The following is a 22,526-nucleotide window of genomic DNA, read 5'->3' on the forward strand; positions in this document are numbered from 1 at the left end:
CACATGTGTGCGCGCTATTGCTATCTCACTATTGTGGATAGCTGGTGTGGGTTTCATGGATGGTCTTGCAGGTAGCAAACATCGCGCGGGGTTTTGTTGTCCCATGCGTATTGTTGCTTGTTTCTGGTCGTTATGTCACTGTGTGTCAATCTCCCTCGCCGAAAACGCCCCATCCGGTTAGTTGCATGCCCGGCTTTGGACAGTGTTCTGAGCGAACGTCCAATTCCCTCGGTCGAATGTCGCTAGGGCTCAGCGGATGTGGGATGTACAGCAGTCCGTATGTGCCCCGGGGGAACAGGTTTCAATCCCGGGGAAGCATTGAAAACAAAAACAGGATGGTGTAGTGAGCGATCAGGCCAATGAATCCCAGGCGACCGTTGAGGTTATCGACGAACGGAATCCGGAGGGGCGCAGCCGTCTCGAGGAACTCCGCGCCACATCGGGAATAGACCTCCTGGATTCGGTGGCCTCCCAGCTGTCGGCGGCAGGCGAATTGATCCCGCCGTTGGGGAGTGAGTTTCTCGATGAGCCGGCCCGCTGGATCTACTATCCCTGGCGAAAGACGGCAATTCGACTGCTCGGACCCGCCGGATATCGGCGACTGCGGCTCGACCGGAACCGCAACAAGTTGACCGTCGACGAGCAGGATCGGGCCGCTGGGCTGCGAATCGGGGTCGTCGGCCTGAGCGTCGGACACGCAGTTGCACATACGTTGGCACTCGAAGGTCTCTGTGGCGAGTTGCGACTGACCGATTTCGACGACATCGAATTGTCGAACCTGAATCGAGTTCCCGGTTCGGTCTTTGACATCGGCGTCAACAAAGCGGTTGTCGCGGCCCGGCGAATTGCGGAGATCGATCCCTATCTCGATGTCCGGGTGCACCGAGAAGGTGTACAGGAATCCACAATTGATGAGTTCTTGGCGGGCCTGGATATCGTCATAGAAGAATGTGATTCATTCGACGCGAAAGTATTGGTCCGGGATAGGGCGCGGGCACTGGGGATTCCGGTGATCATGGAAACCAGCGACGGCGGTGTTCTCGACGTCGAGCGATTTGATCTCGAGCCCGATCGGCCGTTGTTCCACGGTCTGCTGGGCGATTTCAATGCGGCCTCATTGTCGGGATTGTCGGCCGCCGAGAAGGTGCCCTTTGCGCTACAGATCCTCGACGGCGACCGATTGACATCACGAATGGCTGCTTCAGTATTCGAAATGGGCCGAACCCTTTCTGCCTGGCCACAACTCGGTGGCGACGTCGCTCTCGGCGGCGCGACCGTCGCCGCAGCCGTCCGGCGGATCGTCCGGGCTGAATCACTCCCGTCGGGCCGAGTCCGGGTCGATCTGGATTCCATCCTCGAAGGTCTGACCGAACCGGCCGCCGCTGCCGAGCCCGCACCGCGGACCGACGTCGATGTGGCCGCCGAGTTCGCGGCCCTCGAGCCCCGAGATGCGGTGGTGTACGCAGGGTCTCGGGCCCCTTCGCTCGGCAACGCACAGCCGTGGAGCTTTGATGCCGACGATGCCGGTGTGACGGTGCGAGCCTCCACTTCGCCGTCGTCGCGGATGGATGTGGCCCGGCGGGCGTCGGCGGTGGCACTGGGTGCGGTCTTGCACAACATGACGGTTGCCGCGTCCGCCGTCGGAGTGGCAGGCAAGACCGCGATCACCGGGTCGGGCAGCGAACTGCAGGTTCGGTTCGACTTCGGCGGAATCGTGGAAGCCGATGGCACCGTACCGATTCGGGCGGTGCTCGATCGCCGGACCAATCGGGGTTTCGGCGATCGCAGTGAGCTCGGCGACGACGTGGTGAGCGAGCTGTCGAAGGACGTGCCCACCGGCGCGCAGGTCCGACTGGTCACCGATCCGGAGACACTCGCCGCATTCGGCGTGATCGCGGGGGCGGCCGAACGGCTGCGATACCTGGATCCGGATCTGCAGGCCGAGATGATGGCGGAGATCGTGGCCGCCTCAGAGATGGCCTCGGACACCGGCATCGAGGTCGGGGACATGGCACTGATGCCGCAGCAGGCCCCGTTGCTGGCGTTGCTGCGTCGCCCCGATGTGATGGCGCACCTCGACGCCTGGGGTGCGGGGTCGGCGCTGGGCGCAGATGCGCAGGGCCGGATCATGACCGCGTCGGCGCTGGCGGTGGTGACGGTAGGCGGACGAAACGCCGATGCCTACGTCCACGGTGGAGTTGCGATGCAGGATCTGTGGATCCGCGCGCAGGCACTGGGCCTGGCCGTTCAGCCGATCACGCCGGCGTTCCTGTATGCCGATGGGCCGCAGGAGTGTGATGCGATCTCGCCGAAGAAGAGTGACGAGTTGTTCGCCCTGGCGACGCAGTTCCACGAACTGTTCGATGTGAAGGACGGTGGGGCGGTCGCCGCGGTACTGCGACTGTCGCGGTCGGCCTTTGTTCCCTCGGTGAGCCGGCGTCGTCCGGTGAGCTGACCCGGGCCTAGGGGAGCTGCTCGGCTTCGAGCGTGAAGCCCGCGGCGCGGAGGCGTTCGATGAGGACGTCGCCGATTGCGGCCGCCGGGGTCAGGATGCCCGACCGGGGTGGCAGTTCGTCCCGGTTCAGCGCCAGCGACAACGCGCACTCCGACAACATCACCGCCGTGGCCTTGTACCCGGGGTCGCCCTTGGCGACGATCCGGGACCGATAACGCTTACCCGTGCTGGTCGTCGTGTAGGTCTCGGTGGTGAAATACCCGGCCTCCCGCGCCTTTTCGCTGGGTCCCTCCCCGGGCTTGGGCAGGACACGATCGAGCACCTTGCGGACCGGGCCGATCGACATCGCGCCGAGGAATGCCCCGGTGCCGGCGGCGACCACGGCAGCGATGGCGGTCGAGAGGTACGGCGTGTCTCCGACGTACATGGTTTCGCCGTATCGGAAGTTCTCGCCGTAAGCGCCGTCGAGCAGGGCATTCGACCGGCGCACGATCCGGGTGTTGTGGCTGGCCATGAAGAACGGAGCCAGCGTCCCCTTGAGGCTCGGATCGACCTTCGAGGCGTCGACCAGCGCCATGTCACTGGGTTCGGCGCTGCGTTTGATGCCCGCGTGTTCGCCCGGTCCGGTGGACAGGGCGTGGGGATCGAGCAGGGTGCGACGGGTGTCGGCGTTGGCGGCCTCCTTGGCGATGACTCGCATCGAATCGATCGTCCCGCCGCTGATCCCACCGCGGAACCTGCGGAGCACCATCGTCGTATCACCCATCGTGCCCTCGCCATCGGCGCTGATCTTCTTGTGCAGCAGGTAGACGCCGAGATCGGAAGGGACGGAATCGAACCCGCAGGAATGCAGGATGCGTGCGCCGTTGGACTTCGCCTGGTCGCCGAACTTGTCGATCGACATCCGGACAAAGGGCACCTCGCCGGTGAGGTCGACGTAGTCGGTGCCGTTGTTGACGGCCGAGGCCAGGACCGCCTCGCCGTACTTCAGGTAGGGACCGACGGTGGTGCACAACACCCGGGTGCGGGCGGTCATCGCGTCGAGCGTGGCCGGTGAATCGACGTCCGCAACGATCAGCGGCCACGCGTTGGCGGGCGCGGGCAGGTCGAACCGCATCTGCGAGAGTTTGTGCTCGCTGCGGCCGGCCAGCGCGATCTTGGTTCCGGCGGGGGCATGTTCGGCCAGGTATTCGGCCGTCAGCGCTCCGACGAAACTGGTGGCTCCGAAGACAACAATGTCGAACTCGCGATCACTCATGACCCGACCCTACTGAAAACTGTGGGGCCCGGCTTCCGGTTACCCCGGCCGGGTGGCCTGAGCAGCCGGCAATCGATCGGGTTCGGGCCGGTCAATACGACTTGATGCGGCGATAGGGCTGTCGGCCCGGCGGCTGCTCAGGCGTCGAGTCCGGACGCAGTTCCTCGATCGGCAGTGTCACCGGATCGTCGCCGAGAAGGAACGACTGACCGTGGTGCCACAGCTGCCGGTGGTCGCCGCCGATCAGCCGGTAGGTCGCCTCCTGATGATGTACCTCGACCTCGATGTAGGTGCGCTGCAATGTCATCCGGAAGACCATGCGGTCCAGCCGGTGGGGAATCCTCGGCGCGAAGGTGACAACACCACCGTGATCCCGCATCCCGCCGAAGCCGGCGACACAGCACAACCAGGTCCCGGCGAGCGCCGCGATGTGCAGACCGCCGGACGAATTGTGGTGCAGGTCGTGCAGATCGGTGAGCGCGGTCTCGATGAAGTAGTCGTACGCCAGATCCAGATGTCCGACCTCCGCGGCCACGATCGACTGCGCACAGGCCGACAGGGACGAATCCCGCACCGTCATGGGTTCGTAGTAGTCGAAGTTGCGCCGCTTCTCATCCGCGGTGAAGGCATCACCGCGCAGCCACATCGCGAGTACCAGATCGGCCTGTTTGACCACCTGTTTGCGGTAGAGATCCTGATACGGGTAGTGCAGGAGCAGGGGATAGTTCTCGGGTGGTGTGTCAGCGAAATCCCATTTGGCCTGGCGGGTGAACGACTCGGCCTGTTGATGGACATGCAGTTCCGGGTCATACGGCAGCGTCATCCGGTCGGCGCAGTCTTTCCAGTACGCCGTCTCCTCGTCGTCGACACCGAATCGGGCGGCCACCGGCGGATGCCGCTTGCACGCGGCGACGGCATCGCGGAAGTTCTTCTGCGCCATCAGGTTCGTGTAGACGTTGTTGTTGGCGACCGAGGAGTACTCGTCCGGTCCGGTGACCCCGTCGATGCGAAAGTCCCCGCGCAGGTCGTGGTGGCCCAGGGACGCCCAGGATCGGGCGGTCTCGATCAGCAGTTCGAGACCCCGATCGATCTCGAACTGAAGGTCGCCGGTGGCCGCGACGTATTGCGAGACCGCTGCGGCGATGTCGGCATTGATGTGGACCGCGGCACTGCCGGCGGGCCAGTAGCTCGAACATTCCTCACCGTTGATCGAGCGCCACGGGAACATCGCCCCCGCCTGGCCCAGCTCGACGGCCCGGCTCTTGGCCATCCCGAGCGTTGCGTGCCGCCAGCCCAGCGCGTTGGCGGTCGCATCGGGGACGGTGTAGGTCAGGACCGGCAACACGAAGGTCTCGGTGTCCCAGAAGGCGTGGCCGTCGTATCCGGGCCCGGTCAGGCCCTTTGCCGCCAGCGCCCGGTTCTCGCCGCGGGCACCTGCCTGCAAGACCTGGAACAGTGCGAAGCGGACCGCCTGCTGCAGTTCCGGATCGCCGTCGATGACGACGTCGGCGGTATCCCAGAAGGCGTCGAGATATTGGCGCTGGCGGGCCTTCAGCTCGTCCCAGCCGTTGTCGCGGGCTATCGCCAGGGCGGCGTCGACCTGGGCCTGCAGCGCCGAGGGCGACCGCTGGCTCGACCACCCGTACGCCAGGAATTTTGTGATCGTGATTCGTTGTCCGGCAGGGACATTGGCGGTCACGGTCAACCGTGCCAGATCATCGCTCAGGATCTCGCACGACACCGAGTTCGGGGCATCGAGCTCATGGTCCATCCCCGCGGCCATCCGCAGACCGGACTCCCTGGTGTGGTGGCCCAGAACGGCCCGGTGGCCGTGGGCCTCGGCGAAATCGCCCACCAACGGCCGGTCGAGTGCAGCGGCCAACCGCGGATCTTTGCCTGCGGGTCCGGCCGTCGATTCGTTGGCCAGCAAGTCGGATTGGAGGACGATCTCGGTGTCCTCGTCCAGTGGTTCGACCTCGTAGCGGATCAGGGCCATCGCCCGTTCGGTGAACGACACCAGCCGTTCGGAGGTGATCCGGATCCGTCGGCCGACCGGTGAGGTCCACTCGGTGGTGCGCAACAGCGTTCCCGAACGAAAGTCGAGCTTCCACTCGTGATGCTGGGTGGTCCCGTAGCGCAGATCCATCGGTTCGTCCTCGACGAGCAGCCTGATGATCTTGCCGTTGGTGACGTTGACAACCGTCTGCCCGTCCTCGGGATACCCGTAACCACCTTCCGCGTACGGCAACTCGCGACGTTCGTAGAAGCCGTTGAGATAGGTCCCGGGGTTGAAGACCGGCTCGGCCTCCTCGACGTTGGCACGCAACCCGATGTGGCCGTTGGACAGGGCGAAGATCGACTCGATGTGACCAAGAGATTCTTGGTCGGTGCCGCGCCAGCTCAGATGCCAGGGCGCCACCTCCATCCGGGGATCCTGGGTCATCGCGCCTCCAACAGGTCGGTCAAGGTGGTGACCACGCGGTCAGCACCGGCTCGGTTCAGGTCGTCGCCGTGGGTGTCGCCGCCGGTCCGGTCGACGCCCACGACGTAACCGAAGTGGCCGGCATGCCCGGCTGCCACGCCCGCGACGGCGTCTTCGAACACCGCGGCCTGCTCGGGTGGCACGCCGAGAGCCTCGGCACCGGCGAGAAATGCGTCCGGAGCGGGCTTTCCGGCGAGACCGCGCTGGGCGATCGTGAGTCCGTCGACGCGGGCGGAGACGTAGGCGGCCAGCCCCGTTGCCTCCAGGATCGGGCCGCCGTTCTTGGAGCTGGTCACCACGGCGATCGCCAATTGCGAGTGCTGCGCTGCCTTCAGATACGTCACAGCGTCGGGATAGGGTTGCGCGCCTTCTGTTTTCAGTGTTTCGAGAAACAGGCCGTTTTTGGTGTCGCCGATGCCGCTGACCGTGGCGTCGTCGATGGTGTCGCCGGCGCGGCCCGGCGGAAGCGTGATGCGGCGGGACGCCAGGAATGTCGTGATCCCGTCGTCGCGCGACCGGCCATCGACGTACTGGAGATAGTCATCGTCGCTGAAGGGTCGACGCTGGTCGGGGTCTGCCGCAGAGTAGGACGCGAGGAAGGTGTCGAAAGCCTGCTTCCACGCTCGACGGTGAACTGTTGCCGTGTTGGTCAGAACCCCGTCGAGATCAAACAGCAATGCCGTCACCGATGTCGGTAAGCCGATCACCCTTGGAACCGTACCCGGTAGGGCCGGGTTCGCGTCCGAAGTCGCGGCCATGACGGGTCGGCGCGGGCGGATGTCCGCGTCGTCACACCGGTCGACGCGAGAGACAGGCGGGCCGCGCCGCTAGCCTGAAGTCATGAACCCTTCGACCCTGCAGGCGCGCGTGATCGTCGACGAGATGATCCGCGGAGGCGTGGCCGAAGCCGTGTTGTGCCCCGGTTCTCGCAATGCGCCGTTCGCGTTCGCGTTGCATGCCGCCGACGCGGCCGGGCTCCTGCGACTGCACGTGCGGGTCGACGAACGGACCGCCGGCTATCTGGCGCTGGGTCTGGCCGCGGCCTCCGGGCAGCCCGTGCCCATCGTGATGACCAGCGGTACCGCGGTGGCGAACATGAGCCCGGCGGTCTTCGAGGCCAACTACGCGCGGCTGCCATTGGTGGTGATCAGTGCGAACCGGCCCTACGAACTGCTCGGATCGGGTGCAAACCAGACCATCGAACAGTTCGGGATCTTCGGCACCCAGGTGCGGGCGGCCATCAGCCTGGGGCTGGCCGAACAGGACCTAGACACCAACAGCCAGTGGCGTTCGGCCGTCGGGCGGGTACTCGCCGCGGCCCGGGGCGCCCGCACCGGCAATGCCGGACCGGTGCAGTTCGACATCCCGTTGCGCGAGCCGCTGGTTCCCGATCCGGGCGTGGCGCCCGGCGATGACCTCGGCGTTTTCGCCGGCCGGCCCGACGGTGCGCCCTGGACGGTGACGGCCGTCGGGAAGCTGGACGTGCCCGTCGGCATCGACATCAGCGAACCGACCGTGGTGGTGTCCGGGCACGGCGCCGGGTATCGGCCCGAACTGGCCGTCCTGCCGACCGTGGCCGAGCCGACCGCCCCGGCTCCCGAGAACCCGCTGCATCCGCTCGCGTTGTCGGCGCTGCGTCCCACCCAGGCGATCATCTGTGGTCGCCCGACGCTGCACCGCGAGGTCTCGACGCTGCTCGCCGACCCGAACGTCCGCGTGTATGCCCTGACCACCGGTCCGCGCTGGCCCGACGTCTCCGGCAACGTGCTCGCCACCGGTTCGCGCGCCGAGGTGTCCGGGGAACCCGACGAGGACTGGCTCAAGGCCTGCGCGGCGGCGCATCAACGAGCGGTCAATGCCGTCGACATGCAACTCGACGCCACCGACACCGTCACCGGACTGCACGTGGCGAAGATCGTCAGCGCGGCGATGGCGCCCGGTGAGCAACTGGTGGTCGGTGCGTCCAACCCCATCCGCGACGTCGCATTGGCCGGACGTGTCGGTCCCGATGTGCGGGTCCTGTCGAACCGAGGAGTCGCGGGGATCGACGGAAATGTCTCCACCGCCATCGGCGCGGCACTCGCGACCGGCGCCCGGACGGTCGCGCTGATGGGCGACCTGACCTTCGTGCACGATGCCACCGGTCTGTTGATCGGTCCGGCCGAACCACGGCCGAAGCGGCTGACGATCGTCGTCGCGAACGACGACGGCGGCGGCATCTTCGGTCTGCTCGAACAGGGCGACCCCCGCTTCTCCGGTGACGACTACCTCGGCGCTTACGAGCGGGTGTTCGGCACCCCGCACCGCACCGACCTGGCGTCGGTCTGCGCCGGCTTCGGCACCCCGCACCGACTGGTGACGCTCGACGAGTTGCCCGGTGCACTGAACGCGTCCGGGGAGGGCATCGAGGTGATCGAGGTCCGGACGGACCGGTCGACGTTGCGGTCGCTGCACGCGGCCATCAAAACCCGCCTCTGACCACCCGCCGACCGTGCCGATATCACCGTCGACCGTGCCGAAGTTGTCGTCCGAGATGGCGTCGCGTGCAACTTGAGCACGCTCGACGGTGATTTAGGCACGCTCAACGGCGTTATGGGCACGTTGGGCGGTGGGTCCGGTCGGGTGCGTGGCGACGGAATTGGGTCGTCGGGACCGAGTGACTATGGTGGCGGCATGTCTCCGACCGTGCTGCGCCGTGTTCAGATCGGGCTGCTCACCGTCGGGGTCATCATCACGATCATGATGGCGACCATGGTCGCCGGCGCCTATCGCAATGACACCCTCATCAACTCCGACAAGGCCACCACCGTGGCCGAGGTGACCAGCGCCGGCCCCACCAAGGCGTCGGTCGCGTTCTCCACACCCGACGGCATGTTCCACAGTCCCCGCCTGGGCGTCTTCTATCCCGGAGGCCTGACCAAGGGGCAGCGCATCAGCATCGACTACTCCAAGTCGGACCCCGAACTCGTCCGCGTCACCGGCCGCGACGCGAGCCTGGCGATCCTGCCCGCGCTGTCGGTGCTGGTGTACTCGTGGTTGGTCATCGGCGGCATCATGGTGCTCCTCGCCGAGATCAACCGGCGGCGGTCCGACGGACATTCATCTGCGGTCCCGGCCCCCGTCACGGCGTCGAAGGCAGTCTGACAACTTCGCCTCCGACACCGGCTTGCTGCTCGACCTCGAGAGTTGGCCCTGAGACGGAGCCCGTCAGTACGTGTGGTCAGGTCGGCGCCGGGGGCATCAGGTGCCAGCCGGTACGGTTGCGGTCATGTCTCGTGCATCGCTGGCCAAGAATCCCAAAGACGTAGCGGCGATGTTCGACGGTGTCGCCGGACGCTACGACCTCACCAACACCGTCCTGTCGTTCGGTCAGGACCGCGGCTGGCGTGTCGCCACCCGCAAGGCGTTGGCCCTCGGGCCCGATGATGTCGTACTCGATCTCGCGGCCGGCACGGCGGTGTCAACCGTCGAGCTCGCGCGGTCCGGTGCGTTCTGCGTCGCGGCGGACTTCTCGCTCGGCATGCTCAAGGCCGGGGCCAAGCGGCCGGTGCCGAAGGTGGCCGCCGATGCGTTGCACCTGCCGTTCGGCGACAACACCTTCGACGCCGCGACCATCTCGTTCGGTCTCCGCAACGTCAACGATGTCGATGTCGCCTTCGCCGAGCTGTTCCGGGTTCTCAAACCGGGTGGTCGCGTGGTCATCTGTGAGTTCTCCACGCCGGTTTTCGAACCGATGCGGGTGGTCTACATGGAGTACCTGATGAAGGCGTTGCCGGCGGTCGCGACCAAGGTCTCGAGCAACCCCGAGGCATATGTGTATCTCGCGGAGTCGATCCGCGAGTGGCCGAATCAGCCGGAGTTGGCGCAGCAGATGCGTGATGCCGGGTTCCACGACGTCCGCTGGCGCAACCTCACCTTCGGGATCACCGCGCTGCATCGGGGCGTCAAGCCTGCCTAACCCGATGATGTGGTGTTTTGGCGACGCCCACCTGGGGTTTTGTTCGCCAAAACCCCACACTTTCGGTGCTGTCTGGATCCCTCGCTAACCTGCAATCAATGACTACCGACTGGGCGCAACTGATCACCGCGGCGTCGCTGATGGGCGACTTCGATCCGGGGTCGCTCAGTCGTGGCGCGGCGTACGCCAAACAGCGCCGCGTCAGTGCGGTGAAGTGGGACGAACCGAAGCACCGATTGACCGGACGATGCACGGGCTCGGGTGTCTCCACCTACGGCATGCGCGTGGTCTTCAGCGGCCTCGGTCCGGACTGGAAGATCGCGGATGCGTCGTGCACCTGCCCGGTCGGCTACTTCTGTAAACACGCCGTGGCGTTGCTGCTCACCTTTGCCGAAGGCATCGACACCGACGTCTCGCGCTTGCCCGCCCAGCAGGTCCCGCAGTGGGAACGCCGGTTGCGGCCGTTGCTCGAACAGAATCGGCCCACTCCGGCCGAACCATTGGCCTTACAGGTGTTCTACAGCGAGGGCGTCACCCCCGGGCGCCGGCCCAAACCGGCTCAGTTGGCGCTGCGACTGTTACGTCCGGGCACACGCTCGAAGTGGATCAGGTCAGGTATCGACTGGCCGATGATCGTCGGGCTCGGACCGGGACACTTCGACATGGCGCAGGTCTCGGTGCTGCAGTCGATGGCCTCGGGGTCCATGCGGACCACCGGATACGGACTCCACTACGGATTGATCCTCACGACGGCACCGGCCACCATCTGGCAACAGCTCGATGCCGCGCTCGCAGCCGGGATCCCGATCCTCGGTGACCCGTCCACCGGAATCGAGGACGTACACATCGGCAAGCGGGCCGGGCTCACCCTCGACATCGGTGGGGAGCTCGGCGGTGACACCCGCGTCGTGATCGAGATCGACGTCGATGGCGTCACGCTGCCGTCGGATGGCGTCGAAATCCTGGGAAACAAGGAACCGCACGGTGTTTCGTATATCGACGACGACGGTGTGCTCACGCTCGCACCCTTCGAACCGGACAACGGTGCGGTCGCTCAACTGTTGGACGGTCCGCCGATTGTCATCCCGGCCGGAGATGCCGCCGCGTTCGCTGCGGACATGTTGCCGCGCTTGCGCGAATCGGTGGCGGTGCGGGTGGACGAATCGGTATTCGAGCCACCGGTCATCACCGGGCCCGTCGCTGTCCTCACCGTCCAGCTCGTCCACGACACCGCCCACATCCGTTGGGCCATGCGCTATCTGGTCAACGACAAGCCGCGCGACTTCCGTGACGACCCGCCGGCGGAGCCGCGTTGGCGCGACGTGGCCGCCGAGCAGGAACTGTGGGAGAAGCTTCGTGACGTCCTGGCGGCGGTCACCGTCCTGTCGCAGGTGGCGGCCTTTCGCCTCCTGGCCACGCACCCCGGGGGAGCTCCCGGAACCGGCAGCTTCCCGCCGATCCGCGAACTGCAGTCGGCCGATCACGAGCATGCGATAGCGGCTGCGACGACCCGAACGCTGCGTGGCGATCTGCAACTCACGCCCGTCGAGACCGCGCGCCTGTTCGCCGAGATCCTGCCGACGCTCACCGACCGCGACGACCTGGTACTCGACGTCGCCGAGGTCACCACCCGGTACCGGAAGGTCACCGAGCGGGCGCGCGTACGGTTCGCCGGGTCGGACTCGGGGGAGTCCGACTGGCTCGACCTCGCGATCACCATGGACGTCGACGGTGAGCAGGTGCCGGTCGCCGACGTCCTCGCGGAATTATCGACGGGTGCAACGCATATGCTGCTTCCGTCCGGGGTCTACTTCCAGCTGGACACACCCGAGCTGACCAAGCTCAAAGCGCTGATGACCGAGGCCGAGACGTTGGGGGAGCTGGACGCCGGACGCGTCCCGGCGCTCCCGGCGAACGCCACGCTGTGGGAAGAGTTGCTGCAACTCGGTGTGGTCGACGAACAACTCGGGCAGTGGCGCGAACGGGTCGAAAGGCTCAGCGCGGCGCGACCGCCGCAGCGCGTCGAACCGCCGCTGATGCTCCATGCCACCCTGCGCGACTACCAGCGCGACGGCTTGGACTGGCTCGCGTTTCTCTGGGACAACGGGATCGGTGGCGTGCTGGCCGACGACATGGGACTCGGCAAGACCCTGCAGACCCTGGCGTTGTTCGCCCGAGCCCGCGAGAACGGGGAAGCCGGGCGGTTCCTGGTGGTCGCGCCCACGAGCGTCGTCGGGAACTGGGTGTCGGAGTGTCACCGCTTCACCGACCTGAAGGCGGTGGCCGTCACCGCGACCGCGGCGCGGAGCCGCAAACCGTTGGCAGAGTTCATCGCCGACGCCGACCTGGTGATCACCACCTATGCGTTGCTGCGGATCGATTTCGATTCGTACGACGAGCAGGAGTGGGCGGGCATGCTTCTCGACGAGGCCCAGTTCGTCAAGAACCACAATTCGAAAGCCCATCAGTGTGCGCGGCGGTTGTCGGTGCCGTTCAAGCTCGCCGTCACCGGGACTCCGATGGAGAACAACCTGATGGAGTTGTGGTCGCTGCTGTCGATCACCGTGCCCGGGTTGTTCCCGAGTCCGAAGTCGTTCGGTGAGTTCTTCCGTAAGCCCATCGAGAAGGGCGAGGATCCGGAGCGGTTGCCGGTCCTGCGTAAGCGCATCAAGCCGGTGATGTTGCGCCGCACCAAAGACCAGGTAGCGCGGGATCTGCCGGCCAAGCAGGAGCAGGTGTTGCAGGTCGAGTTGTCGCCGAAGCACCGCAAGATCTATGACACCCGACTGGTCCGGGAGCGCGAGGTGGTGCTCGGCCTGCTCGGGGATTGGGAGAAGAACCGTTTCCAGATCTTCCGGTCGTTGACGATGCTGCGCCAATTGAGCCTGCATGCCGGCCTGGTCGACCCGGCGGACAGCGACGTTGCGTCCGCGAAGGTCGACTTCATCCGCGAGCAACTTCCGGAACTGATCGCGGAGGGGCACAGTGCGCTCGTCTTCAGCCAGTTCACCGGATTCCTCGGCGTGCTGCGAAAGGCGCTGGAAGCGGACGACATCCGGTACAGCTACCTCGATGGATCGTTGTCGGCGAAGGAGCGGACCGCGGCCATCGAGAACTTCACCTCCGGCAAGACTCAGGTCTTCCTGATCAGTCTCAAGGCCGGCGGCTTCGGGCTCAATCTGACCGAGGCCGACTACTGCTTCGTCTGTGACCCGTGGTGGAATCCGGCCGCAGAGGCCCAGGCCATCGACCGCACGCACCGGATCGGCCAAACCCGGCCGGTGACCGTCTACCGACTGGTGTCCGCCGGAACCATCGAGGCGAAGGTGGTTGCGCTGCAGGACCGCAAACGTGAACTGTTCAACGCCGTGGTCGACGACGGCGAGATGTTCTCCACCGCCGTCGACGCCGACGACATTCGCAAAATGCTGGAGTAACCCCCGATGATGTGCCCTTTTGGCGGTGCCCACCTGGGCTTTTGGTCGCCAAAAGGGCACATTATCGGGGGGTGGGGGTCAGGTGAAGGGCGGGCGGGCGTCGAGTTTGTTGCTCGTCAGGCCGGCGAGGTGCCAGGCACGGGCGATCAGATCGGAGTCGTCCTCGGTGATCAGGTTGCCCATCACGCGCACCACCATCGACATCAGGGCGGCCGAGCGGATACCCGGACGTCCCAGGATCGGGACCACTCGCGGGACCGTCAACACTGCGGCCAGACGGCGGGCCGCAGAGAAGGCAAGCGCATAGCGGGACCGCAACAGATCCGGCCACAACGTCGAATAATCGTTCTCGCCAAGGACTTCGACGGCCAGGCGGGCGGTTTCGAGGGCGTAGTCGATGCCCTCGCCGTTGAGTGGATTGACGCATGCCGCGGCATCACCGATCAACATCCAGTTCGCGCCTGCCACACCCGAGACGGCTCCGCCCATGGGCAGCAGGGCAGAGGCGATGCGCAGGGGCTTGCCGCGCAGCTGCCAGTCGTTGCGCTGAGAGTTGGTGTAGTGCTCGATGATCGGCCGCAGCGCCATGTGGGCCGGACGCTTCTCGGTGGCCAGCGCGCCGACCCCGATGTTCACCAGCCCGGACTCCGCACCGAGCGGGAAGACCCAGCCGTAGCCGGGCAACAATTCACCGGCGCCATCACGTAATTCGAGGTGTGAGCCCATCCAGGTGTCGTCGCAACGTCCGGACTCCACGTACGCCCGCGCCGCCACGCCGTAGGCGGTGTTCCGATGCCAGCTACGACCCAGCGACGTGCCCAGTGCGGAGCGGACGCCATCGGCGACAATCACTTTGCCGACCTCGATCTGGGCCGGGCCGTCGGGCGTATTACATTGCACCGCAGTCACTTTGCCGCCGATGATGGTGGCGCCGACCGCCTTGACCCCGGACACCATCGTCGCACCCGCGTCCAGTGCGTGGTGCCGGATGCGGTCATCGAGTTCGGTGCGGGCCACCGCGCTGCCGTAGGCAGGGAAGTGCGCCGACTTCTGCGGCCACCGCACCTGCTGGCGTCCACCCCACCCCTGCAGGTCGAGTCCCTCGATGCGGGGGCCGCTGAACGCATCGGCGAGACCGAGGAGATCGAGCTCTGCGATCGCTCGTGGCGTCAGCCCGTCACCGCAGGTCTTGTCGCGCGGAAACACCGCAGAATCGAGCAATGTGACCTCGTGACCGGCGGCTGCTGCGGCTGCGGCCGCCGCCGACCCGCCAGGACCTGCACCGACGACCAGAATCTCGGTGCGCGCGGGAACGCGGATGGGTGCACTCACCCGGCAAGTATCCCGCACCACTAGGCTCGTCCTATGACGGGAGCAGGTCAGGCGTGAAGACAACGTTCGCAGGTCTTGAAATGGGATCCGAGGCTTTCGCCAAGGACGTCGAGCAGTCGCTCGAGCGTGTTGAGGAGTTGTTGCTCAAGGAGCTGTCCTCCGGCGAGGACTTCCTGACCGAGGCGGCCACACATCTCGCGAAGGCCGGTGGCAAGCGGTTCCGCCCCATCTTCGCGATCTTGTCGGCCCATTTCGGTCCGCAGCCGCACGCCGATGAGGTGATCACGTCGGCGACCGTCGTCGAGATGATCCACCTCGCGACGCTGTACCACGACGACGTGATGGATGAGGCCGACCTGCGCCGCGGTGCGCTCAGCGCCAACAGCCGGTGGAGCAACAGCGTGGCCATCCTGGCCGGCGACTTCCTCTTCGCCCGGGCATCGCGCCTGGTCTCGACCCTGGGCCCGCATGCGGTGCTGATCATCGCGGACACGTTCGCCGAACTGGTCACCGGTCAGATGCGCGAGACCGTCGGCGCCCGCGGCAAGTCCGACCCGGTGGAGCACTACCTACGGGTGGTGTGGGAGAAGACCGGCTCGCTGATCGCGGCCAGTGGCCGCTTCGGAGCCATGGCATCGGGTGCGGACACCGAACAGATCGAGCGGCTCTCGCGGCTCGGGGACGCGGTCGGGGTGGCCTTCCAGGTCTCCGACGACATCATCGACATCAGTTCGGCGGCCGGCGACTCGGGCAAGAACCCGGGCACCGACCTGCGCGAGGGCGTGCACACCCTCCCGGTGCTCTATGCACTCGCGGACCCGGCCGAGACCCGACTGCGGGAACTCGTCGTGGCCGCCGACGGCAGCAACCGCGCCCTCACCACCGACGATGAGGTCGCAGAGGCCCTTGAACTACTCAACAAGTCCGAAGGCCTCGTCAAGGCCCGGGCAACCCTGAAGGGGTACGCGGACGCCGCGTACACCGAGCTGGCCGAGCTGCCAGCGGGTTCCGCGCACGACGCGATGAGCTCACTGGTTCGCTACACCGTCGACCGCATCGGCTGACCCCTCGCCCAAGCCCGATGATGTGCCGTTTTGGCGGGGCCCACCTGGGCTTTTGTTCGCCAAAAGGCCACATCATCGGGAACGGAAGGCGGCGTTCGTTCGTTGAACCTCCAGTGCGAGAGAACAGGAGTGATCAATGGGCAGCCATGCCAACGGACTGAAGACGGCCCTGCTGTTAGGGCTCATGTCGGCCATCATCGTGGGAATCGGTGCGGCATTCCAGAGTCCGGCGATCCTGGTGCTGGCGATCATCCTGGCCGTCGGCGTCAACGGGTACGTGTACTTCAACAGCGCCAAGATGGCCCTGAAGTCCATGCATGCGCAACCGGTCACCGAGGTCCAGGCGCCGGTGCTCTATCGCATCGTCCGGGAACTCGCGACCGTTGCCCGCCAGCCGATGCCGGCGCTGTACATCAGTCCCACCGAGGCGCCCAACGCCTTCGCCACCGGCCGTAACCCGAAGAACGCGGCAGTGTGCTGCACGTCCGGGATCTTGCAGATCCTCAACGAACGTGAGCTCAGAGCTGTACTCGGGCACGAACTCTCACATGTCTACAATCGCGACATCCTGATCTCGTCCATCGCCGGTGCGATGGCGGCGGTGATCAGTGGTATCGCCAACTTCGCGTTCTTCCTCGGCGGCAACCGTAATGGCGGTGCGAATCCCATTGTGCTGCTGCTGATCACCATCCTCGGCCCGATCGCGGCGACGGTGGTCAAACTCGCGGTGTCGCGCTCTCGCGAGTATCAGGCGGATGCCTCCGGTGCCGAATTGACCGGCGACCCACTGGCATTGGCTTCGGCGCTGCGCAAGATCTCCGGCGGGGTCCAGCGGGCACCGCTGCCGCCGAACCCGGATATCGCCGCGCAGTCACACCTGATGATCGCCAACCCCTTCCGGGCCGGTGAGCGCATGAGCAAGATCTTCGCCACACATCCGCCCATGGAGGATCGCATCCGTCGGCTCGAAGAAATGTCGCGCGGACGCAGCTGACGGCTCGTTGATCGACAGGATTCTGCGATTGCGACAGGCCGGTCTCGCAGGCGATTTCGGACTGATCAGGCCGGACGCGGCTGCAGCCGAAGATCTTTGACGATCTCCGCGACCCGATCGAGCTGACCGATGTCGGAACTGGTTGGGATGAGGTGGATTTCGTCGGTGCCGATCGCGGCGAACTCCTCGAGTATTACGGCGAGTTCGGCGTCGGAGCCGGACCAGCCCGTCGTGGGTGCGATCGCATCGACGAACTCGGCCGGAATCCAGTTCATGTAGTGGCGCAGGTGCTGATGTATCTGGGCGCGGGCGGGTTCGGGGTCGCCGAGTGCGAACCAGAACGACGTAGCGAGGTGCGGTGGTTTCGCGCCGGCCGCTGACCATGCGGTGGAGGCGGTCGCGAACAGCTCGCGCTGCTTGCCGAGCTCGAGGTCCAGCGTGACGCCGGCCAATCCGTCGGCCCAGGCGGCCGCGCTGCGCAGTGTCCTGGGTCCGATCGTCCCGACGAGCAGCGGGGGACCGCCCGGTTGGATCGGGACGGGCCCGACCGGGCGCACTGAATCGGTCTGGCGCTGCCCGGCCCACACGCGTTTCATGACGTCGACGCGGTCGGCCATCTGCCGCATCGTCTGGGTTTTCGGATCGGCACCCACCGACCGGTAGTCCTCGTGTCGACCACCCACACCGATCCCGACGGTGAGCCTGCCGCCGCTGATGACGTCCCCGGTGGCGAGTGCCTTCGCCAGCATCACCGGATCGTGCAGTTGCGGCACGATCACGGTGGTCACCAGACGTACCCGCTCGGTCCACGCCGCCATCGCGCCCAGCAGCGTCAGGCTGTCGGGATTGTCGAAGGCGATCCGTTCACCCCAGCAGAGCGACGAAAACGGGCCTTCGTCGATTGCCCTCGCCCAGGCTCGCAGTATTGCCGCATCAAGGTCCGGTTCCATGACCGGCATCGTCATTCCGACCTGCACGGGCTGATTCTGCGGCATCAACCGGCCGGGTGAGGCCGAATTCGTCCCCCTGGTCGGTCGTCGAGGGCAATGTGCCCTCGACAGGCATCCAGGGGGACGAAACGGGGGAGTGTCGGACCTACCGGTAGTTCACGAACTGCAGGGCGATCTCGAAGTCTTTGTTCTTCAGGAGGTTGATCACTTCCTGGAGATCGTCCCGCTTTTTGCTCGAAACCCGGAGTTCGTCGCCCTGGATCTGAGCCTTGACACCCTTGGGGCCCTCGTCGCGGATGGCCTTGCTGATCTTTTTCGCCTTCTCGGAGTCGATGCCCTGGACCAGTGACCCGGTGATCTTGTAGGTCTTGCCCGAACCCACCACGTCGCCGGCGTCGAACGCCTTGAGGGAGATGTCCCGTCGGATGAGCTTCTCCTTGAACACCTCGAGGCCGGCCTGGGCCCGCTCTTCGGCGTCCGAGGTGATCACGATGTTCTCTTCGCCGGACCACTCGATCGTGGTGTTGGTGCCGCGGAAGTCGTAACGCTGCGACAGCTCTTTGGCGGCCTGATTGAGCGCGTTGTCGACTTCCTGGCGGTCGAGCTTGCTGACCACGTCAAAACTTGAATCTGCCATAACCGACAAGGGTAGTCGGGCGCCCGGCCGAAACGTTGCACCACAGTCAAAAGCTCTGGATTCGAGGGCTCTGAACAGCGCATTTGTGAATATGGGGGGTACCCGATGTAATGTTTCCCGCGTTGCTTTCCGACGGTCCAAAAGACACCGGAAAGTGGCAAGGCAGGTTGCCCGAGCGGCCAAAGGGAGCGGATTGTAAATCCGCCGCGCAAGCTACATAGGTTCGAATCCTATACCTGCCACAGCGCCACGGAAGCGGCCTCGAGCTGGATTTCTCAGTGAGAGGCCGTTTGGTGCGAAAGAGGAGATGAACAGCGGATTTGGCACCAGCCCGGCGCGCTGTGTAATCTCGATGAGGCCCTGAAGCAAGGGCACCGCAAGGTGCCGGAGCCAAGAGCCACGCCCCCTTAGCTCAGTCGGTAGAGCGTTTCCATGGTAAGGAAAAGGTCGACGGTTCGATTCCGTCAGGGGGCTCGCTGGACTCAGGATCGAGCGGTGGGACTGCTTTACGCCGCCCCGCCGTAGTCGATTCCGGGCCATGGCGGTGTAGCTCAGTTGGTTAGAGCGAACGACTCATAATCGTTAGGTCGCCGGTTCGAGTCCGGCCATCGCTACCAGGTCGCCTCCGGCAAAGCGCTAGCAGTGCCGCTCGCGGCAACGCGCCAGCAGTATCGCTCCGGCGATGACCACCGAGTGTCTCCCCTCAAGGAGACACACCACACGATCCACCTGAAAGGCAATCCCGTGGCCTCCTCAACAGACGTGCGCCCCAAGATCACCTTGGCCTGCGAGGTTTGCAAACACCGCAACTACATCACCAAGAAGAATCGGCGTAACGACCCCGATCGTCTTGAGATCAAGAAGTTCTGCCCCAACTGCGGAACGCACCAGAACCACAAGGAATCGCGCTAGCCACCAGCTGGTGGTCAGTCGCTGACTGCCTATTCGACCGGGGACGCGCAAGTGTTCCCGGTCTTTGGTGTTCTGGCACAACGGTGCGGTGGCCCCAGCCCTGATCGATGATCGCACCGCCGTCGTCCAACAGATAGTTGAAAGATGAGGTCGGTCGAGTGACGAATGCGGGCGAAGCCAAGGTCGAGCAGCTCGATGCTCCCGGGGACGGCGAGAAGCAGACCCCCGAGCAGATCGCCGACCACACGCAGAAGATGGTCGGGTTCAAGTACACCGTCGACGACTACTACGAGGTCGGACGCGAGAAGGTACGCGAACACGCCCGCGCCGTCCAGGACACCAATCCGGTGCACTGGAACGAGGAGAAGGCCAGGGAGATGGGTCACGACACCCTCGTGGCCGCTCCGACGTTCGTCTCGGTCCTCGGCATCATCGCGCAGCGGCGCCTCTTCGAGGACGTCGTCACCGGCTACGACCTGTGGCAGATCATGCAGAGCGATCAGCGACTCGTCTTCCACCAGCCGATCAAGGTCGGCGACCGCCTGGTGTGCGATGTCTCACTCGAATCCTTCCGTCAGATGTCCGGCACCGACCTGATGGTCACCAAGAACGTCATCTGGAACCAGCGCAACGAACCGGTGATGACCACCTTCACCAGCCTGGCCGCGCGAGCGGCCGTCGAAGCCGACCCCGCGCTGGTCGACAAGCTCGAGCACGTGATGATGCGGGAACCCGAGGGCATCAACCCGGGCAAGACAGTCGTGGGACCGTTCGACCGCTACGACGAGCCCGATCCCACCATGTCGCCGCAGGCGTACGCCGCCATCAACTTCGATTCGCTCACCGTCGGCCAGGAGTTGCCGCCGCGCACCTTCAAGCTGACCCGCGGCAACCTGATCAACTATGCGGGGGTTGCGGGCGACCCCAACCCCATCCACTACAGTGATGAGGTCATCAAGGTCGCCGGCCTGGACGACGTGGTCGCCCACGGCATGCAATCGATGGGCCTGGGAGCAAGCTTCCTCGGAGAGTTCATCGGCGACCCGGCTGCGATCTGCGAGTACAACGTGCGCTTCACCAGCCCCGTGTACGTACCCGCAGATGACTACGCATCCGTCGATTTCACCGGCAAGGTGAAGTCGCTCGATCCGGAAACCCGGCGCGGGCAGATCTCGATGGTGGCAAAACAAGGCGAGCGCAAGATCTTCGGACGCGCACTCGCCACCGTGCAGTTCAACTGAATCTCTCGTACCGACCCGGGTAATCGACGGACAAAGCCCAGCTCACAGAGCTGGTTGGAGTTCGACCCACCTGGTGACGTACACTTCTAAAGTCTGAGATTTACTAGACATGCGCGCTGCCCTGAGGGTGGCGCGTTGGTTTTGTGTAGTCCAGACGCCGGGTCGACGAGGACTCGAGGGCCATCACGTGGTCAGCGAAGCCGAGACGACCCAAAGGGGCGTAGCTCAACTGGCAGAGCAGCGGTCTCCAAAACCGCAGGTTGCAGGTTCAAGTCCTGTCGCCCCTGCCCTTGGCGGTGTGTTTCGCACACCGGGAGGGCAACCGATGTCAGTTGTTGTGCAGCAGGGCCCAGGCCCGGCGCAGAGCAGCGGACTTCAGCCACGAGAGGATCAAGTTGAGCAAGCGCGACCGTGCCGAACGCGCCAAGAACGCGGCCGAGCCGACCGACGAGGTCGAGCTCGACGCCTCTGTGGACTCCGCAACGGATTCGGTGGACGACAACGCCGCCGGGGACACCGCAACGCAGGCGCGTCCTTCGGGCAAGCGATCACCGCGTGGCAAGCGAACAACCGTCGCGAACACTGACAGTGGCGATGACGATTCCACCTCGTCTGCCGTCACCACCAAAGACGCCGGCAAAGACAAGAAATCCGCCGGTGCGCGCAAGCGGGTCAAGCCGGAAGACAGCCGTAATCCGTTCATTCGGATCTACGTGTTCCTGACGCAGGTTGTCAGTGAGCTCAAGAAGGTCATCTGGCCGACGCAGAAGCAGCTGATCCAGTACACGATCATCGTGCTGATCTTCGTGATTGTGATGGTTGCGTTCATCTCTGCACTGGACCTTGCTTTTGCCAAGGGAGTTTTGTGGTTGTTCGGGTAACCAACCCGAACGACTGCTTCGAAGAAAGGGAGCGTGGGCTGCAGTGAGCACCCCCGAGAACGACGCTGATATCAGCGAGACCGAAACCGACACCATCGATCAGGCGGTCGGTGATTCGGGCGCTGTCGACAGTGGCGTCTCCGACTCCGAACCGACCGACGAGGCCATCGAGGGCGACGACGCCCCCGAGGAGACCCTCGACGAGGCTGCCGACGCCGCTGAGGTCGTCGAGACCCCGGAAGCCGTCGAGCCCGAGGAAGAAGAAGATCCGGTCGAGGCGCTGCGGAAGTCCCTCAAGAGGGCTGCCGGCGACTGGTACGTGATCCACTCTTACGCCGGGTACGAGAACAAGGTGAAAGCCAACCTCGAGACCCGCGTGCAGAACCTCGATGTCGGCGACTACATCTTCCAGGTCGAGGTTCCGACCGAAGAGGTCACCGAGATCAAGAACGGCCAGCCCAAGAAGGTCAACCGCAAGGTGCTGCCCGGCTACATCCTCGTCCGCATGGAACTCAACGACGAGTCGTGGGGCGCAGTGCGCAACACGCCCGGTGTCACCGGCTTCGTGGGACTGACCTCGCGTCCGTCCCCGTTGTCGATGGACGACGTTCTCAAGTTCCTGATGCCGCGCACCGAGCCCAAGAAGGCCTCGGCCAAATCGGGCTCCGAGGGTGGAGCAGACCTGGCCGCCGCAAGCGCGCCGGTCGTCGAGGTCGACTTCACGGTCGGCGAATCGGTCACCGTCATGGATGGACCGTTTGCAACGTTGCCCGCGTCGATCAGCGAGGTCAACGCAGAGCAGCGCAAGGTGAAGGTGCTGGTTTCGATCTTCGGTCGTGAGACCCCGGTCGAGCTCGCCTTCAACCAGGTCGAAAAGATCTAGCAGGTCTTTTCCGGCCCAACAGACTTTCACGTCTCCAGCGGG

Annotated in this window: 17 protein-coding genes and 4 tRNA genes; 15 read left to right on the plus strand and 6 right to left on the minus strand. The window is 65.1% G+C overall.

The window, feature by feature from the left end:
* Positions 1-343 precede the first annotated feature (343 nt).
* Complete coding sequence (locus AC51GR_RS02795) at positions 344-2,455, plus strand: Rv1355c family protein (RefSeq protein WP_496323110.1); 2,112 nt, start codon at positions 344-346, stop codon at positions 2,453-2,455.
* A 7-nt stretch (positions 2,456-2,462) separates the two neighbouring features.
* On the opposite strand, the gene AC51GR_RS02800 is transcribed toward AC51GR_RS02795, so the two are convergent.
* The 3 genes from AC51GR_RS02800 to AC51GR_RS02810 all read right to left on the minus strand — a co-directional run bounded on the left by AC51GR_RS02800 (position 2,463) and on the right by AC51GR_RS02810 (position 6,902).
* Positions 2,463-3,713 carry a saccharopine dehydrogenase family protein gene (locus AC51GR_RS02800; RefSeq protein ID WP_496323111.1) on the minus strand — a complete coding sequence of 417 codons (1,251 nt, stop codon included), beginning with the start codon at positions 3,711-3,713 and terminating at the stop codon, positions 2,463-2,465.
* A gap of 91 nt (positions 3,714-3,804) precedes the next feature.
* Positions 3,805-6,156, minus strand: coding sequence for a glycoside hydrolase family 65 protein (locus tag AC51GR_RS02805; RefSeq protein ID WP_496323112.1), 2,352 nt, complete (start codon positions 6,154-6,156; stop codon positions 3,805-3,807).
* Complete coding sequence (locus AC51GR_RS02810) at positions 6,153-6,902, minus strand: beta-phosphoglucomutase family hydrolase (RefSeq protein ID WP_496323113.1); 750 nt, start codon at positions 6,900-6,902, stop codon at positions 6,153-6,155. The genes AC51GR_RS02805 and AC51GR_RS02810 overlap by 4 nt, the downstream gene beginning before the upstream one ends.
* Positions 6,903-7,035: 133 nt before the next feature.
* On the opposite strand from AC51GR_RS02810, the gene menD reads away from it, so the two are divergent.
* The 4 genes from menD (at position 7,036) to AC51GR_RS02830 (ending at position 13,590) form a co-directional block, all read left to right on the plus strand.
* The gene (gene menD / locus AC51GR_RS02815) at positions 7,036-8,673 is read left to right on the plus strand and encodes a 2-succinyl-5-enolpyruvyl-6-hydroxy-3-cyclohexene-1-carboxylic-acid synthase (protein WP_496323114.1); all 1,638 of its coding nucleotides are present in this window, start codon (positions 7,036-7,038) and stop codon (positions 8,671-8,673) included.
* Positions 8,674-8,868: 195 nt separating this feature from the next.
* Complete coding sequence (locus AC51GR_RS02820) at positions 8,869-9,339, plus strand: hypothetical protein (protein WP_496323115.1); 471 nt, start codon at positions 8,869-8,871, stop codon at positions 9,337-9,339.
* Between the two features lie 124 nt (positions 9,340-9,463).
* Complete coding sequence (locus AC51GR_RS02825) at positions 9,464-10,153, plus strand: demethylmenaquinone methyltransferase (RefSeq protein WP_496323116.1); 690 nt, start codon at positions 9,464-9,466, stop codon at positions 10,151-10,153.
* 98 nt (positions 10,154-10,251) lie between these two features.
* The gene (locus tag AC51GR_RS02830; RefSeq protein WP_496323117.1) at positions 10,252-13,590 is read left to right on the plus strand and encodes a DEAD/DEAH box helicase; all 3,339 of its coding nucleotides are present in this window, start codon (positions 10,252-10,254) and stop codon (positions 13,588-13,590) included.
* 78 nt (positions 13,591-13,668) lie between these two features.
* On the opposite strand, the gene AC51GR_RS02835 is transcribed toward AC51GR_RS02830, so the two are convergent.
* A complete protein-coding gene (locus AC51GR_RS02835; protein WP_496323118.1) occupies positions 13,669-14,922 on the minus strand; it encodes a geranylgeranyl reductase family protein in 1,254 nt (417 codons plus the stop codon).
* A 53-nt stretch (positions 14,923-14,975) separates the two neighbouring features.
* Here AC51GR_RS02835 and AC51GR_RS02840 point away from each other — a divergent pair, with 53 nt between their 5' ends.
* Both AC51GR_RS02840 and htpX read left to right on the plus strand, forming a co-directional pair.
* Positions 14,976-15,986 (plus strand): polyprenyl synthetase family protein, encoded by a 1,011-nt coding sequence (locus AC51GR_RS02840; RefSeq protein WP_496323119.1) that lies wholly within the window; start codon positions 14,976-14,978, stop codon positions 15,984-15,986.
* Positions 15,987-16,122: 136 nt separating this feature from the next.
* On the plus strand, positions 16,123-16,980 hold the full coding sequence (gene htpX, locus AC51GR_RS02845) for a zinc metalloprotease HtpX (RefSeq protein ID WP_496323120.1): 858 nt from the start codon (positions 16,123-16,125) through the stop codon (positions 16,978-16,980).
* 65 nt (positions 16,981-17,045) lie between these two features.
* Here htpX and AC51GR_RS02850 read toward each other — a convergent pair whose 3' ends face one another.
* Both AC51GR_RS02850 and AC51GR_RS02855 read right to left on the minus strand, forming a co-directional pair.
* Positions 17,046-17,945, minus strand: coding sequence for an LLM class flavin-dependent oxidoreductase (locus AC51GR_RS02850; protein WP_496323343.1), 900 nt, complete (start codon positions 17,943-17,945; stop codon positions 17,046-17,048).
* A 130-nt stretch (positions 17,946-18,075) separates the two neighbouring features.
* Positions 18,076-18,567 (minus strand): YajQ family cyclic di-GMP-binding protein, encoded by a 492-nt coding sequence (locus tag AC51GR_RS02855; RefSeq protein WP_496323121.1) that lies wholly within the window; start codon positions 18,565-18,567, stop codon positions 18,076-18,078.
* Between the two features lie 161 nt (positions 18,568-18,728).
* On the opposite strand from AC51GR_RS02855, the gene AC51GR_RS02860 reads away from it, so the two are divergent.
* The 8 genes from AC51GR_RS02860 to nusG all read left to right on the plus strand — a co-directional run bounded on the left by AC51GR_RS02860 (position 18,729) and on the right by nusG (position 22,484).
* Positions 18,729-18,809: transfer RNA gene (locus AC51GR_RS02860), tRNA-Tyr, on the plus strand.
* Positions 18,810-18,968: 159 nt separating this feature from the next.
* Positions 18,969-19,041, plus strand: a tRNA-Thr gene (locus tag AC51GR_RS02865).
* Between the two features lie 66 nt (positions 19,042-19,107).
* Positions 19,108-19,184: transfer RNA gene (locus AC51GR_RS02870), tRNA-Met, on the plus strand.
* A gap of 127 nt (positions 19,185-19,311) precedes the next feature.
* Positions 19,312-19,479, plus strand: a complete 168-nt coding sequence (rpmG, locus tag AC51GR_RS02875) for a 50S ribosomal protein L33 (RefSeq protein ID WP_028463290.1) — start codon at positions 19,312-19,314, stop codon at positions 19,477-19,479.
* Between the two features lie 158 nt (positions 19,480-19,637).
* A complete protein-coding gene (locus AC51GR_RS02880) occupies positions 19,638-20,720 on the plus strand; it encodes a fused (3R)-hydroxyacyl-ACP dehydratase subunits HadA/HadB (RefSeq protein WP_496323122.1) in 1,083 nt (360 codons plus the stop codon).
* 214 nt (positions 20,721-20,934) lie between these two features.
* Positions 20,935-21,007 (plus strand) — tRNA-Trp (locus AC51GR_RS02885).
* Positions 21,008-21,115: 108 nt separating this feature from the next.
* A complete protein-coding gene (gene secE, locus AC51GR_RS02890; RefSeq protein WP_496323123.1) occupies positions 21,116-21,601 on the plus strand; it encodes a preprotein translocase subunit SecE in 486 nt (161 codons plus the stop codon).
* A gap of 43 nt (positions 21,602-21,644) precedes the next feature.
* Complete coding sequence (gene nusG, locus AC51GR_RS02895; RefSeq protein WP_496323124.1) at positions 21,645-22,484, plus strand: transcription termination/antitermination protein NusG; 840 nt, start codon at positions 21,645-21,647, stop codon at positions 22,482-22,484.
* Positions 22,485-22,526: the final 42 nt, after the last annotated feature.

The sequence above is a fragment of the Williamsia sp. z71 genome (assembly GCF_059553375.1).